Here is a 15,345-nt window from a genome sequence, read left to right as displayed (position 1 = left end):
AAAGACATCTCGGAAATGGAATCCCGCCTTTCGGCGGGATTCGCGTTGGCGTGGAAAGGCTCAGGCGACCTTTTCGAGGACGGGGTAATCGACATAACCCTTGGCGGTGCCGCCATAGAAGGTCGACTGGTCTGGCGTGTTGAGCGGCAAGTTCTTCGCCAGCCGTTCGACAAGATCGGGATTGGCGATGAAGGGCTTGCCGAAGGCGACGAGATCCACGCGGCCACTTTCAATGGCGTCGACCGCCAGTTCCCGGTCATAACCGTTATTGACCATCCAGTCGGCCTTGCCGCCGGCCGTTTCATAAGCCTCGCGCAACGCCTTATAGTCGAAGGACGGATTGTCGCCCTGGCGGTAGTCGCGATCACCACCGGTCTGGCCTTCGATCACATGGATATAGGCGAGATCGTATTTTGCCAGACCTTCGACGACATGGGTGAAGGTCGCCTGCGGATCGGAATCGTAGCTTTCACCCGATGGCGTCACCGGTGAGATGCGGATCGCGGTGCGGCCTGCGCCGATTTCGCTCACAACGGCATCGACGACCTCGAAGGTCAGACGGGTGCGGTTTTCCATCGAGCCGCCATATTGGTCGGTGCGCTCGTTGACGCCGTCGCGGATGAACTGGTCGAGCAGGTAGCCGTTGGCGCCATGGATCTCGACGCCGTCGAAACCGGCGTCAATCGCCGCGCGGGCGGCCTTGCGGTAATCTTCGACGATACCGGGGATTTCGGTAGTTTCGAGCGCGCGCGGCTCGGAGGTGTCGGCAAAGCTGCCGCTGCCGTCGCCGTTGACCAGATAGGTCTTGGCCTTGGCGACGCGGTCGGTCGAAGAGACCGGCTTGCCGCCGTTCGGCTGCAGCGTCGTGTGCGAGATGCGGCCGACATGCCACATCTGGACGACGATCTTGCCGCCTGCTGTATGGACCGCGTTGGTTACGCGCTTCCAGCCGTCGAGAGCCTCTTTGCTATAGAGACCGGGCACGTTGGCATAACCCTGGCCCTGATGGGTGATCGCTGTCGCTTCGGTGATGATCAGGCCAGCCGTGGCGCGCTGGCGGTAATATTCGACGTTGAGGTCGTTCGGGATCGCGCCCGGCGAGCGGTTGCGGGTGAGCGGCGCCATGACGATGCGGTTCTTGACTGCGATATCGCCGACCTTGGTGGGTTCGAAAAGCTTGGCCATGATGGTCCTTTCTTTTGCGGGAGGTTCACTCAGCGGGGGCGAGGGCGGCTCGGCCCCGGGCGGAGAGATAGGTGAGCGCCGTCGCGCCGAGGCCGATCAGGGCCATCAGGGCTGCGGCGAGCGGCACGCGGGTGAGATCGAAGCCGGCATCGATGACGAGGCCGCCAACCCAGGCGCCGAGTGCATTGCCGGTGTTGAAGGCGCCGATATTAATGGTTGAAACCAGGTTCGGGGCGTCCTTGCCGAAGCTGACGACGCCGACCTGGAGCGCCGGCACGGCGGCGAAGCTTGCTAGTGCCCAGAGGAAGAGCGTGATTTCAGCCGGGATAAAGAAGCGGCTCGTATAACTGAAGACGATCGAGGTGAGGGCGATCGCGGCGAAGACGCCGGCAAGCGTCGCGCCAAGACGCCAGTCGGCAAGTTTGCCGCCGACGAGATTGCCGATGGTCAGTCCGAGGCCGATCAGGAACAGCGTCCAGGTGACGCCTTCCGGCGAAACGCCGGTGACGTCGCGCAGCAACGGGGCGATATAGGTGAAGAGGGCGAACATCGAGGCAGCGAAGAAGACGGTGGTGGAGAGCGCCAGCCACAGGCGGCCATTCCTGAGCGCCGCGATTTCGCGCAGGATACTGCCGTTTTCCTGCTGCTTATCCCTGGGCAGGATGGCGATCAGGCCGAGAATGGTGACGACGCCGATGACGGTGACGACCCCAAAGGTGGCGCGCCAGCCATAGGCTTGGCCGATTGCGGTGCCGAGCGGTACGCCGAGAACGTTGGCAAGCGTCAGGCCGGTAAACATCAGTGCGACTGCGCGGGCCTTGCGGTCTTCGGCGACGAGCCCGGCGGCAACGACCGAACCGATGCCGAAGAAGGCGCCGTGGCAAAGCGCGGTCACGACGCGGGCGATCATCAGCACCCAGTAGTCGCTCGCCAGCGCGCAGAGCAGGTTGCCAGCGATGAAGAAGGCCATCAGCGCGATCAGGGCGGTGCGGCGCTTCAGCTTCGCAGTCGAAACAGCCATTACCGGGGCGCCGATGGCCACCGCTAGCGCATAACCGGTCACCAGCCATCCGGCCTGCGGGATACTGACCGAGAGATCGGCGGCGACCTCGGGCAACAGACCCATGATGACGAATTCGGTGGTGCCTATCGCAAACGAGCTCAAGGCGAGAACGAGGAGGGCGAGGGGCATTCTAAAGGTCCTGCGTCAGTTGCTTCAGGAAGGCGGCGATCGTTTCTTCGTTGCGTTTGTAGAAAATCCACTGACCGACGCGTTTGGTGCTTACGAGGCCGGCGCGGTGCAGCGTTCCCAAATGGGCCGAGACCGTCGACTGCGACAGGCCGCAGCGCTCGAATTGGCTGGCGCAGACGCCCATTTCGAAAGGATGCTCCTGCGAGGGGAAATGTTGCTCTGGATTTTTCAGCCAGTTCAGAATTTCCATCCGGGTCGGATGGGCGAGTGCCTTGATGATCTCGTCTTTTTCCATCGTTATTCACCGAACTATAAATCGTGTTCTATCGATATATCGATCGTTGGACGTCGATATGCAAATCACGGAGGCGTGAGGCGGCGAGTTTTATGGATTGGGTAAATTTTGGGCAAAAAAAGAGGGCCACCGGAAAACCAGGGCCCTTATAATTGTGAAGGTCAAAAACCTCCAGAGGGGAACAGCTAATGCGGTGGTACTGGGAGAGAAACCACAAGATGCATCAGCTGAGAGGGATATGGTGCTTCCTTGGGCAGGTTTCAATGCTTTTTTGTGCATATCTGCTATGCGCCGCACAAATTTTTTGCGGTGCGGCATTTCCCGAGGAGGCAAGGCAAAAAAAGAGGGCCACTGGAAAACCAGGGCCCTTTATAAGTGTGAAGGTCAAAAACCTCCAGAGGGGAACAGCTAATGCGGTGGAACTGGGAGGAAAAGCCACCGTGTGCATCAGCTATAAGCGATATGGTGGTTTAATGTGCAAACGGCAACCCTTATTTGTGCATGCCAGTTATGCGCATTCCGCATAGTATGGAAATCATTCTATAAATCTGGCTCAAAAGTTCCAGTTTCTGGCCTTGCTGACGATGAAATCGCGAAAAGCTTTCAGCTTGGCGGCGTTCTTGATCTCGTCGGGATAGCAGAAATAGGTGTCGAAGGAGGGAACGTCGGCATTGATCGCCAGCTGAATCAGGCCCGGGTCGCGGCCGACGATGTAATCCGGCAGGCAGGCGACGCCGATGCCGAGCAGGGCGGCACGCTTGATCGAGGTCTGGCTGTTGATCTGCAAATGCGGGATTCGCTTGTTGTCTGACGAACGGCCGGCGACCTCCAGCCAGTTGACGTCGAGCAGGTAACTCGGTGCCGGCTCGCCGAAAGTGATGATGCGGTGATTGTCGAGATCCTCGATCTTCTGCGGCTCGCCATGGCGATTGATGTAGGAGGGGGCCGCATAGACGTGCATGTGCACGGTGAACAGTTTGCGCTGGATGAGGTCGGATTGCTGCGGCTGGCGCAGGCGGATTGCGCAGTCGGCATGGCGCATGTTCACGTCTACTTCCTCATTGTCGAGGATCAGCTGGATCTGTACATCGGGATAGAGCTGCAGGAATTCCTGGATCTTGTCGGTCAGCCAGCCTTGCCCGAGGCCGACCGTCGTGGTGACGCGCAGCTTGCCGGACGGCGTCTCATTGGTCTCGGTGAGCTGCATCTTCACCGTTTCAAGCTTCAGCAGCACGTCATGGGCAGTGCGGTACAGCAGCTCACCCTGTTCCGTCAGGATCAGACCGCGCGCATGGCGATGAAACAGCTTGGTGCCGACATCCTGCTCCAGCGCGCTGACCTGGCGGCTGATGGCGGATTGGGACAGATGCAGTTTGTCCGCCGCGTGCGTGAACGAACCCGCCTCGGCAGCTGCGTGAAAAATACGCAGCTTGTCCCAATCCAATGGCATTCCCCCACCCCTCATGCCGATCTTACTCCGCGGCCACAGCGACGGGCATGTGGCCCGTCAGGTATCGCTCGGCTTCAAGCGCTGCCATGCACCCCAGGCCGGCGGCAGTGATCGCCTGGCGGAACGTATCGTCGGTCACGTCGCCGGCGGCATAGACCCCCTCCAGGCTGGTCGCGGTCGAATCCGGCGCGGTCCAGAGATAACCATTGTCCTTCAGCTTCAGTTTGTCCTTGAAGAGCTCGGTTGCCGGCGCATGGCCGATGGCAACGAAGACGCCGTCGATTACCATCTCGGTGATCGCGCCGGTCCTGACGTCACGCAGGCGCGCGCCGGAGACGGATTGCGGCATCGGCGGCTTGGCCGGCGTGCCGGTGATTTCGGCCACTTCGGTGTTCCACAGCACCTTGATATTATCCTTGGAGAACAGGCGTTCCTGTAGGATCTTCTCGGCCCGGAAAAAGTCGCGGCGGTGAACCAATGTCACCGACTTGGCGATGTTGGAGAGATAAAGCGCCTCCTCGACCGCGCTGTTGCCGCCGCCGACCACGATCACATCCTTGTTGCGATAGAAGAAACCGTCGCAGGTGGCGCAAGCCGAAACGCCGAAGCCCTGGAAATGCTGCTCGCTCTCGATGCCGAGCCACTTGGCCTTGGCGCCGGTGGCGATGATCAGCGTATCAGCGGTCCAGACCTGGCCGCTGTCGGTGCGGGCGACGAAGGGACGCTGGTTCATGTCGACTTCGGTCACGACGTCGTTGACGATCTCGGCGCCGACATGTTTTGCCTGCTGCAGCATCTGTTCCATCAGCCAGGGACCCTGGATCGGATCGGCAAAGCCCGGATAATTCTCCACATCGGTGGTGATCATCAGCTGGCCGCCCTGTTCGAGACCGGCGATCAGAACCGGTTTCAGCATGGCGCGCGCGGCATAGACCGCGGCGGTATAGCCTGCGGGTCCGGAACCGATGATGAGCACCTTGGTGTGGCGGGCGGGCATGTCATTTCCTTTCGACTGGCAGGATGGCGGCGGCTAAGTGGCGATTGCGGCCGTTTCGCGGTCCATGGGCCATTTATGAACGTCCAATGCTTTTATTCAAGGGCAGCCTTGCGTTACCAACAAGGCAAATCGCCCGGATGTGCAAGAATCCGTCATCGGCGTGAAACATTCTTGCGTATTCCGCCGCTTTATATAGAAGCTCCCCGCGGAGAATTAAAGAAAGGCAATGATGTGGGTCGCGCCGAACTCGACGTCATCGACATAAAGATCCTCCGGGAGCTGCAGGCCGACGGCCGCATGACCAATGTGGAGCTTGCCGATCGCGTCGGCATCTCGGCGCCGCCATGCCTGCGCCGGGTGCGCAAGCTCGAGGAAGCGGGCATCATCGAGGGTTACCACGCGATGCTGAACAGCCCGCGGCTCGGCTTCGACCTCGTCGCTTTTTGCATGGTCGGCCTCAAGCACCAGTCGGAAGGCAATCTCAAGGCCTTCGCCGCCGCCACCACCGAATGGCCGCTGGTGCGCCAGGCCTGGATGGTCTCGGGCGACAGCGATTTCCTGCTGCATTGCGTGGCCGAGAACCTCACCCGCTTCCAAGATTTCGTCATCGAGGTTCTGACCGCGAACGAACACGTCGACACCGTGCGCACCATGCTGACGATCCGGCAGGTGAAGAAGCTCGGGCTGGTGGAAGTCTGACGCGACGTCGGACTTTATTCCCGCTTATTTGCGAGCGGCATAGCCACCCCGGTTGATACCGTGGCGCTGAAGCTTGTCGTAGAACGTCTTTCTCGGAATGCCGAGTGCCTCGATGGTGCGACGCACGTCGCCATCATTGGCCGACAGCGCGTCGCGGATGATCTCCGCCTCGTACCGTTCCAGCCGTTCGGGAAGCGTGGCGTCCGTCGGCTGCGGAGTGGCCGCCGGCGCTCCACCTTCGACGCCAAGCACGACGCGTTCGGCATAATGCGAAAGTTCGCGGACATTGCCCGGCCACGAATGCGAGGCGAGATGTCGCCGCACTCCCTCTGAAAGTGGCGGGACATCACGGCGAAAGCGTTCTGCGGCGCGGGCGGCGAAGTGGGAAAACAGCAGCGGAATGTCGTCGCGGCGTTCTCGCAGCGGCGGAATGGAGATCGTCACGACATTCAGCCTGTAATAGAGATCCTCGCGAAATTCCCCCCGCACAGCGGGATCCCCGAGGTCGATCTTGGCAGCCGCGACGACGCGCAGATCGACCGGGCGTACCTCATTGGTGCCGAGCGGCGTGATCTCGCGCATCTCCAGCACCCTCAACATCTTGACCTGCGTGGCAACAGGCATGCTCTCGATCTCGTCGAGGAAAAGCGTGCCGCCGCCTGCATGTTCGATGCGGCCGGTGCGGCGCTTTTGGGCGCCGGTAAAGGCGCCGGCCTCGTGGCCGAACAACTCGCTTTCGATGACGGTTTCGGGCAGGGCGCCGCAGTTCAGCGCCACGAAATTGCCCTTCCGGCGGTGGCTCCACTGATGCAGGATCTGAGCAACCACTTCCTTGCCGCTGCCCGTCTCGCCGGCAACAAGCACGTCGACATCGGTATCGGCGATGTGGCGAAGAATTCTTCTCAAATTTTCCATGACAGGCGTCTGGCCGATCAGCGGCGAATTCTCCTGCGCATCCTCGGCAGCTTTGCGCAGCATGCGGTTTTCCAGGATAAGCCGCCGCTTCTCGCTGGCGCGACGAACGCTTTGGACGAGCCGATCGGCTGCGAAGGGCTTGGCGATGAAGTCATAAGCACCGTCTTGGATTGCCTGAACCGCCATCGGAATATCGCCGTGTCCTGTCATCAGGATCACCGGCAGGTCAACATCCATGGTCTGCAGCGTGGCGAAGAGTTGCAGCCCGTCGATCTCCGGCATGCGGATATCGGTGACGATGGAGCCGGCAAAGTCGGCTGACAGGTCGGCCAGCGCGGCCTTCGCTCCCTCATAGGCGAAAACGGAGAATCCGGCGAGTTCGAGCGTCTGGGCGGTGGCGCGGCGCAGATCCTTGTCGTCGTCGATCAGGGCAACGGGCATCATTGTGGCCATGACCTCAAGCCTTCCTCAGATGAACGATGAACCGGGTTCCACTGCTGTCGCTGGCGACCTCCATCCGGCCGCCGTAATCGCCGACAATATCCTTGGAGATGACCAGCCCCAGGCCGAGACCGCTTTCCTTCGAGGTATTGAACGGCGTGAACAGGCCCTTGCGGATATCCGGCGGAATACCGGGGCCGTTGTCGGCGACCGTCACCGTTACCATGTCTGCATCGGCTGATGTCCTGACCTCGACACGACCCTCTCCGGCCTTCGGCGCCACCGCCTCCAGGGCGTTCTGAAGCAGATTGATGAGCACCTGCTCGAGACGGATGCGGTTTCCCATGACCCGCAGTTCGGCCGGCGGCAGGTCGATGTCGAGCGTATCCATGCGACCGGCAAACCGGCTGCGCAACAGCATCACCGCGCCCTCGATCACATCCTTCAATCCTGTGGGCTCGGCGCTGCCGCGACCCTTTCGGGCAAAACTCTTCAGCTCCTCGGTGATCGAACCTATGCGCTCCGTCAAAGCCGCGATGCTTTCGAGATTTTCACCGGCAGGTGCGGCCTGCCCGCGAGCGAGGAAGGTGCGGGCGTTGTCCGCATAGGCACGGATGGTCGCCACCGGCTGGTTGATCTCATGAGCGACGCCGGCGGCCACCTGACCGAGAATTGCCAGCCGGTTGGCCTGCACCAGATCCTGCTGCACGGCCTGCAGCCGCTGTTCGGTGCTCTTATGGCCGATGATTTCAGCCTGCAGCCGATCGCGCGCCTGGCTGAGATCCAGGGTCCGCTCGGCGACGCGCCGTTCCAACTCCTCTCGCGCCTGCTGTTCTCCGAAAATCCGCAAGGTGATCGCATGGCGCCGGCGCAGCAGAAACGCTGCTCCCGCCAGCAGCGGCAAGAGTATGAGCAAGGCCAGCATACGGGCTTCGCGAATTCCCGCATCGATGGATGGCCCAAGCGCCACGAGATGCTGCAGCTGCCAGCCGGTTGCAGGAACCGGCATCCCGACATCGAGAAACCTGGTTTTTCCGGCATCGCCGGGCATGACGATCTCAGCGACATCAAGGCCGTCGCCGAGGTTCCGGACGAAATCCAGCGGCAGGGGCTGAAGCGGTGCAGCGCCGAATTGAAGGCTTTCGCGGATCGCGGTCAACCGGTCTTCGGCGATCCGACCGATCGTCATGAACCGCCATGATGGAATACTGGTGATCAGAACAATGCCGCGCTCGTCAACGACGTAGGACGGGGTGTTCGAGGCATTCCAATCCGCCTCGACGTCGTCGAATTCGACCTTGACCACAACGACACCCAGCAGGCCATTGCTGCTCGAAATCCGCTGGGAGATATAGAGACCCGGTTTTTTGCTGACCGTGCCGAGCGCGAAGTGCTCGGCCTGTCCTCTTTCGGCCGCGCCTCGAAAATACTCCCGGAAGCGGTAATCATTGCCGACGAAACTCGTCGGTTCGCGCCAGTTGCTGGCCGAAACAGCCATGCCGTCCTTGTCGATGACATAGATGACGGCAGCCTTCGTGCCCGCCGCCAGCTTTTCCAGCTTCTGACTGAGCCGCTCGAACGTGCCGGCATCGTTTCCCGCCAGTGCCGCGGCGAGTGCAGCGTCCTGCGACAGCACGAAGGGCAGGGCCCGGTATTTCTCAAGAACGGTGCGCAGCAAAGCCGCATTCAGCCTCGCATCCATGCGGGCCTGTTCCTCAAGGGCAGCCTCCGCCCGGTGCCGGCCGATCTCGCCGCCGGCCCAGAGACTTGCGACGACGGCAAGCAGTGCGATCACCGCATAGGCCCACCACATCCGGCGGATGCGGTGGTGCAGAGACAGGGCAGGCCACAGCCTTTGCGAGACAGACAAGGACATGGCGGATTTGTGCATTTTTCTGCACTGGATGCAAATGGATTTGTGCGGATTTCCGCATTTGTCCATGAGTGCGCCGGGCCTTCTGAAATTTTTATTTAAAAAAATCAAAAGGTTATAAAAACACTCGAAACTGGCACGGTGATTGCGAAGGAAATGGCAACAACGGCTGAGCTGTTGGATTGAAGCGAAGGCTCGGGAGGCCGGAGTTCGTTCCGGACGAGCCATAGGAGGATATCATGATCGCAGCACCATTCGATGCAGTCGCAGACAGCAAGGGCAAAAAGAAGCCCTTTTACACCCATCTTTACGTTCAGGTTCTTGCGGCCATCGCCGCCGGTATCGTTCTCGGCCATTTCTACCCCGAACTCGGCGCCCAGCTGAAACCGCTTGGTGATGCCTTCATCAAGCTCGTCAAGATGATCATCGCGCCGGTCATCTTCCTGACGGTAGCGACCGGCATTGCCGGCATAAGCGACCTTAAGAAGGTCGGCCGCGTTGCCGGCAAGGCGATGTTGTACTTCCTAACCTTCTCGACGTTGGCGCTGGTCATCGGCATGATCGTCGCCAATGTCGTCCAGCCCGGCGCCGGCATGAACATCGATCCGGCTTCGCTGGATCCCGCCGCCGTCGCCACCTTTGCCTCGAAGGCGCACGAGCAGAGCATCGTCGGCTTTCTGACCAACATCATTCCGACGACGATCGTCGGCGCTTTTGCCGATGGCGACATTCTGCAGGTGCTGTTCTTCTCGGTGCTGTTCGGCATCGCGCTGGCTATGGTCGGCGAAAAGGGCGAGCAGGTCGTCAATTTCCTCAATGCCCTGACGGCTCCGGTCTTCAAGCTCGTCGCCATCCTCATGAAGGCCGCCCCGATCGGCGCTTTCGGCGCCATGGCCTTCACCATCGGCAAGTATGGCATCGGATCGATCGCCAACCTCGCCATGCTGATCGGCACCTTCTACCTCACCTCGCTGCTCTTCGTCCTCGTCGTTCTCGGCGCCGTCGCCCGCTATAACGGCTTCTCGATCTTGGCGCTGCTGCGCTATATCAAGGAAGAGCTGCTGCTGGTTCTCGGCACCTCGTCTTCGGAGGCCGCACTTCCGGGGCTGATGAACAAGATGGAAAAGGCCGGCTGTAAGCGCTCGGTCGTCGGTCTCGTGATCCCGACCGGCTATTCCTTCAATCTCGATGGCACCAACATCTATATGACGCTGGCGGCCCTGTTCATTGCCCAGGCAACCGGCATCAATCTCTCCTGGGGTGACCAGATCCTGCTGTTGCTGGTCGCGATGCTGAGCTCGAAGGGTGCGGCTGGTATCACCGGCGCCGGCTTCATCACGCTTGCCGCCACACTTTCCGTCGTGCCCTCCGTGCCGGTCGCCGGCATGGCGCTCATCCTCGGCATCGACCGCTTCATGTCGGAATGCCGGGCGCTGACCAACCTCGTCGGCAATGCCGTGGCGACGATCGTCGTGGCGCGTTGGGAAAACGAGTTGGATACCGCGCAGCTTGCCAGAGCGTTGGGCGGCCAGACCGGTGAGGATATTTCGGCCGCAGGTTTCCAGCCCGCCGAATAACCAGTCACTTCATCGCATCTACGGAGCGGCCCGTTATTCGACGGGCCGTTTCTCTTTCTGCATCAGCGGTTATTGTCGCCAAGAAGCCGGTCGTAAACGGCGCCGATCGCACTCGCTTCCTTCTCCAGCGCGAAGTGCGCCCTGACATGACGCAGTGCATTCTCGCCATGCGCGATCGCCAGACCGGGATCTGCGATATAGGGGGCGATGGCCCGAGTCAGCGCCTTGCCATCGCCGGCGGCGATCACCGCCCCTGTCTCGCCCGTGACGACGAGTTCGGAATAGGCGCCCGCGTCCGATGCCACGACGGCAGTGCGCGAGGCCATGGCTTCGAGTGGCGTCAGGCCGAAGCCCTCGTTTCTGGAGGGGGCGACGTAAAGCGTCAGGCGGCGATACCAGACCTTGATATCAGGCACTTCGCCGAGGAAGAGGATACGGTCGCTAAGCCCGGCGGCGGCGACATCGGCCTTGAGCCTGTCTGCGAATGCCGTGTGCTCCGCCGTTACCCGGCCGGAGACGACCGCCGTCCACTCGGGATGCTGCGGCAAGAGTTCGATCATCGCCTGCACGAAAAGATCGGTGCCCTTCTGATGGCGCACGCGGCCGAAGCAGCCGACGAGATGGCGGCCGGGCAGACCGGCAGCGGCGATGCCGTCGTCTGTCGTTTCCGGCGGATGGAACAGGGCAAGGTCGACGCCGTGCTGGATGACCGTGTGCGGCACCTCGAGGAACGAGCCGGAACGGTCGCTGGTCGCGATAACAGCGTCCATGCGGCGGATCAGCCATTTCGTATAGGCGGTATGGCGGCGTTGGGCGGCCGAGGTGAAAAGCAGCTTCAGCTGCATGCGCAGGAGATGGCGAAGCATTATGCCGACGGCCATCTCGTTGTTGCGGCGGGCGTGCCAGACGCGCTGGCGCCGGCGCGCCGGCTGGCGCCAGAGGCCGAGGAGCTGTGACCATCTCAGTTTCGGCAGGCCCTCCGGCAGGCCGGGACCGAGAGTTGCGATCCTGATGCCGAGCCGGATCTGGCAGGGGATGAGCTGGACGATGGTCGAGGTGACGCCGGAGAGCCGGCGCTTGAAATTGGGCGCGATGATCTCGACGTCACGAATGTCCGGCACGGGAGGGGTCTCGTATCTGGCGGCCAATCAGCCCCAGGAAACCTGGAGGATTTCGTAGGCCTTGGCGCCGCCGGGCGCATTGACCTCGATGGAATCGCCGACCTCCTTGCCGATCAGCGCACGGGCGATCGGGGAGGAGATGGAGATGCGGCCGGCCTTGACGTCGGCTTCCTGGTCACCGACGATCTGGTAGGTCTTTTCTTCCTCGGTGTCCTCGTCGACGAGCTTCACCTTGGCGCCGAACTTGATCTTGTCGCCCGACATCTTCGTCAGGTCGATGACCTCGGCGCGCGCCGTCAGGTCTTCCAGTTCGCTGATGCGGCCTTCATTGTGGCTCTGGGCTTCCTTGGCGGCGTGATATTCGGCGTTTTCGGAAAGGTCGCCATGGGCACGGGCTTCGGCGATCGCCTCGATGATTCGAGGGCGCTCCTCCTGCTGACGCCAGCGCAGTTCTTCCTGCAGCTTGACGAAGCCACCCGGTGTCATTGGTACCTTTTCAACCATTTTTCTGTCCTTCACTCCTTGTATCCACGCAGTTAGGCGCAAACACAAAAGAAAACAGGTCCCGAAGGGGAGCTTCGGAACCGTGCCACAATCCTAGTTAAGTGCTTATAGCAGATCGCCAAGGCCGATTTCCAGAAAATTCGGATAAACGAAATGCGAGCCGCCGCGACAGCGGGTCGTCCGTCGCAAAAACCAGCAAAAGATCGGACCACCGCGGTTGACTTTGTTCTAAGGAACATATAGTGAACATTCTAATGAAGAAGTCGCTAACAGAACGCTTGGCCATCCTTTCCGACGCAGCGAAATATGATGCTTCCTGCGCGTCCAGCGGCACGGTGAAACGCGATTCGGCGGCAAGCGGCGGGCTCGGCTCGACCGAGGGGTCCGGCATCTGCCATGCCTATGCCCCGGATGGGCGATGCATTTCGCTTCTCAAAATATTGCTGACCAATTTCTGCGTCTACGACTGCGCCTATTGCGTCAATCGTTCGTCGAGCAATGTCGAACGGGCGCGCTTCACGCCCGAGGAGGTCATCTGGCTGACGCTGGAATTCTACCGCCGCAACTATATCGAAGGCCTGTTTCTTTCCTCGGGCATTATTCGTTCGTCCGACTACACGATGGAAGAGATGGTCCGCATCGTCCGCGAACTGCGTGTGACGCATAATTTTAGCGGCTATATCCATTTGAAATCAATCCCCGAAGCATCGCCGCGTCTTATCGAGGAGGCGGGACTCTATGCCGACCGGCTGTCGCTCAATATCGAGTTGCCGACGGATAACGGCATCAGCCGCTTTGCGCCGGAAAAGAAACCCGCCAATATCCGCCGATCAATGGGCGATCTCAGGCTGAAGATCGAAGCCGCCGGCGAACCGACGCTGCAGACAAAGAAGCGTCAGCGTTTCGTGCCGGCCGGCCAGAGCACGCAGATGATCGTTGGCGCCGACGGAGCGAACGATGCGACGATCCTGGCGACCAGCGGCAGGCTTTACAGCAGCTACGGCCTGAAGCGTGTCTATTATTCCGCCTTCAGCCCGATCCCGGATTCGTCCAAAAACCTGCCGCTGATCAAACCGCCGCTGATGCGCGAACACCGGCTCTATCAGGCCGACTGGCTCTATCGATTCTATGGTTTCGGCATCGATGAGATCACCGCCAACCAGGTGGGCGGCATGCTCGATCTTAACCTCGACCCCAAACTTGCCTGGGCGCTCGCCAACCGCGCCGATTTTCCCGTCGATATCAACAGGGCCGAGCGCGAGCGGTTGCTGCGTGTGCCGGGTCTCGGGACCAAGACCGTCAAAGCGATCGTTTCGGCACGCCGGTTTCGTCGCCTGCGGCTCGACGATCTCTCGCGGCTCGGCGTGTCGATCAAGAAGGTCCAATCTTTCATCTCGGCGGAAGGCTGGTCGCCGCGCCGGCTGATCGACCGGCCGGACCTTCGCGCCATGTTCGAGCCGAAACCCGAACAATTGTCGTTGCTGTGATGCGCCGGGTCGTGCTTGCAGGACGGGGCGAGCTTGCCGAATGGCGCGATGCCGCGCGCGCTTTTGCCGCCGCCGGCATATTGCCTGATGAAATCGATTGGCGCGAAAAAGCCGCGGAGCCGGATCTTGCATTTCAACGCGACGCCATGCCGCCGACGCCTGCGATAACACGCAAGCCAATGACGGTGCCGCCGGCCTTCATCGAGCTGGCGGAAACGGTTCTCTGCCATTCCGATCCGGCACGGTTCTCGTTGCTTTACCGACTGCTCTGGCGACTGCAACTGGACCGGCAATTGCTGGAAGTGGCCTCCGACGAGGACGTCGTGCGGGCCCGGCTGATGGCGAAAAACGTTCGGCGTGACGCGCACAAGATGACCGCTTTCGTCCGCTTCAAGGAGGTTGGTGCCGCAACGGCAGATCGTCGAAAATTCCTCGCCTGGTTTGAGCCGGACCACCATATCGTCCGGCGCACGGCGCCCTTCTTCCAGCGCCGTTTCACCGACATGGATTGGCTGATCGTCACGCCCAAGGGGTCGGCCGCCTGGGACGGCGAGCGGCTGACGATGAGCAACGCGCCATGCGAGAAGCCCAATCTCACCGATGCCACCGATGAACTCTGGCGCACCTACTATGCCAGCATCTTCAACCCGGCGCGATTGAAGCTGAAGGCGATGCAAGCGGAAATGCCAAAAAAATATTGGAAGAACCTGCCGGAGGCCGACCTCATCCCCGGGCTGATCGCATCGGCGGAGAGCAAGGTGCGGGCCATGGCCGCGCGCGAGGCGACGCAATCGCTGCCCTTTCACGACCGCCTGCAGGACGTGGCGCGCAATATCCCTGCCGAACCCGAGGCGCCGGCCGGCACGCTGGAAGCGTTGCGCGCGGAAGCTGACGTCTGCACCCGCTGCCCGCTTCATGCCAAGGCGACGCAGACCGTCTTCGGGGAGGGACCGCGCGATGCAGAGGTGATGTTCGTCGGCGAGCAGCCGGGCGACCAGGAGGATATAGCAGGACGCCCCTTCGTCGGGCCGGCCGGCCGGCTCCTCGACCAGGTGATCGCCGAGGCGGGCATCGACCGCTCGACGCTTTACGTTACCAATGCCGTCAAGCATTTCAAATATGAGCCGCGCGGCAAACGCCGTATCCACCAGAAGCCTAATATGGGCGAGGTAAAGCACTGCCGCTGGTGGCTCAATCTGGAGATGGGGCTGGTCGAGCCGAAGCTCATCGTTGCCATGGGGGCAACGGCGCTCGCGGCGCTGACCGATGTCAAACAGCGCCTGCAAGATGTCAGGGGGAAAGCAATGGCGATCGATGGAGGACGCACGCTCTTCGTGACGGTGCATCCATCCTATCTGCTGCGTATCCCCGACGAGCGGCTGAAGGCGGAGGAGCTCGCGCGATTTCGCGAGGACATGATGAAAATTCAGCGGCTTATGACAGCCGCCGAATAAATTGATTCCGCTTGAGCTGCCGCCACCGCTCACCGAGCGATGGCGCTGTCTCTTTGTTCTTAGGCAATTCCGGACGCAAAACCGCGGCACTCTTTTGCTGGAATTGCTCTAAAGCGCGACGCATCAAATTTGATTCATGCGACGCGCTTTAGCCC

At 61.1% G+C, this 15,345-nt stretch carries 13 protein-coding genes; 4 read left to right on the top strand and 9 right to left on the bottom strand.

The window, feature by feature from the left end:
* Positions 1-60 precede the first annotated feature (60 nt).
* From HJB84_RS10095 to trxB, 5 genes are all read right to left on the bottom strand, one after another.
* Positions 61-1,185: an alkene reductase gene (locus tag HJB84_RS10095; protein ID WP_207581246.1), complete on the bottom strand. Its 1,125-nt coding sequence runs from the start codon at positions 1,183-1,185 to the stop codon at positions 61-63.
* Between the two features lie 25 nt (positions 1,186-1,210).
* Positions 1,211-2,377, bottom strand: a complete 1,167-nt coding sequence (locus HJB84_RS10090) for an MFS transporter (protein ID WP_221115846.1) — start codon at positions 2,375-2,377, stop codon at positions 1,211-1,213.
* Position 2,378: 1 nt separating this feature from the next.
* Positions 2,379-2,672: a helix-turn-helix transcriptional regulator gene (locus tag HJB84_RS10085; RefSeq protein WP_207581244.1), complete on the bottom strand. Its 294-nt coding sequence runs from the start codon at positions 2,670-2,672 to the stop codon at positions 2,379-2,381.
* Between the two features lie 553 nt (positions 2,673-3,225).
* A complete protein-coding gene (locus tag HJB84_RS10080) occupies positions 3,226-4,122 on the bottom strand; it encodes a LysR family transcriptional regulator VtlR (RefSeq protein WP_003593139.1) in 897 nt (298 codons plus the stop codon).
* 22 nt (positions 4,123-4,144) lie between these two features.
* Positions 4,145-5,119, bottom strand: coding sequence for a thioredoxin-disulfide reductase (gene trxB / locus HJB84_RS10075; RefSeq protein WP_221115845.1), 975 nt, complete (start codon positions 5,117-5,119; stop codon positions 4,145-4,147).
* 231 nt (positions 5,120-5,350) lie between these two features.
* On the opposite strand from trxB, the gene HJB84_RS10070 reads away from it, so the two are divergent.
* Positions 5,351-5,818, top strand: coding sequence for an Lrp/AsnC family transcriptional regulator (locus HJB84_RS10070; protein ID WP_164013485.1), 468 nt, complete (start codon positions 5,351-5,353; stop codon positions 5,816-5,818).
* A 24-nt stretch (positions 5,819-5,842) separates the two neighbouring features.
* On the opposite strand, the gene HJB84_RS10065 is transcribed toward HJB84_RS10070, so the two are convergent.
* Together HJB84_RS10065 and HJB84_RS10060 are read right to left on the bottom strand one after the other, a co-directional pair.
* Positions 5,843-7,186, bottom strand: coding sequence for a sigma-54 dependent transcriptional regulator (locus tag HJB84_RS10065; RefSeq protein WP_207581242.1), 1,344 nt, complete (start codon positions 7,184-7,186; stop codon positions 5,843-5,845).
* Between the two features lie 4 nt (positions 7,187-7,190).
* A complete protein-coding gene (locus HJB84_RS10060; protein ID WP_221115844.1) occupies positions 7,191-9,065 on the bottom strand; it encodes an ATP-binding protein in 1,875 nt (624 codons plus the stop codon).
* 221 nt (positions 9,066-9,286) lie between these two features.
* Here HJB84_RS10060 and HJB84_RS10055 point away from each other — a divergent pair, with 221 nt between their 5' ends.
* A complete protein-coding gene (locus tag HJB84_RS10055; protein ID WP_221115843.1) occupies positions 9,287-10,624 on the top strand; it encodes a dicarboxylate/amino acid:cation symporter in 1,338 nt (445 codons plus the stop codon).
* Between the two features lie 62 nt (positions 10,625-10,686).
* Here the strand turns inward: HJB84_RS10055 and HJB84_RS10050 are convergent, their stop codons facing one another.
* Both HJB84_RS10050 and greA read right to left on the bottom strand, forming a co-directional pair.
* Entirely contained in the window at positions 10,687-11,745 is a 1,059-nt protein-coding gene (locus tag HJB84_RS10050; protein ID WP_221115842.1) for a glycosyltransferase family 4 protein, read from the bottom strand.
* Positions 11,746-11,772: 27 nt separating this feature from the next.
* Positions 11,773-12,249 carry a transcription elongation factor GreA gene (greA, locus tag HJB84_RS10045; protein ID WP_164013475.1) on the bottom strand — a complete coding sequence of 159 codons (477 nt, stop codon included), beginning with the start codon at positions 12,247-12,249 and terminating at the stop codon, positions 11,773-11,775.
* A gap of 254 nt (positions 12,250-12,503) precedes the next feature.
* Here greA and HJB84_RS10040 point away from each other — a divergent pair, with 254 nt between their 5' ends.
* Both HJB84_RS10040 and HJB84_RS10035 read left to right on the top strand, forming a co-directional pair.
* Positions 12,504-13,736, top strand: a complete 1,233-nt coding sequence (locus HJB84_RS10040) for a putative DNA modification/repair radical SAM protein (protein WP_207584347.1) — start codon at positions 12,504-12,506, stop codon at positions 13,734-13,736.
* Positions 13,736-15,190 carry a UdgX family uracil-DNA binding protein gene (locus tag HJB84_RS10035; protein ID WP_221115841.1) on the top strand — a complete coding sequence of 485 codons (1,455 nt, stop codon included), beginning with the start codon at positions 13,736-13,738 and terminating at the stop codon, positions 15,188-15,190. The genes HJB84_RS10040 and HJB84_RS10035 overlap by 1 nt, the downstream gene beginning before the upstream one ends.
* The last annotated feature ends 155 nt before the right edge of the window (positions 15,191-15,345 follow it).

This window comes from Rhizobium sp. NZLR1b, assembly GCF_019685155.1.
Taxonomy (GTDB): domain Bacteria; phylum Pseudomonadota; class Alphaproteobacteria; order Rhizobiales; family Rhizobiaceae; genus Rhizobium.
Note: the sequence above shows the minus strand (reverse complement) of the source record. Positions and strands in the feature narration are given on the sequence as shown.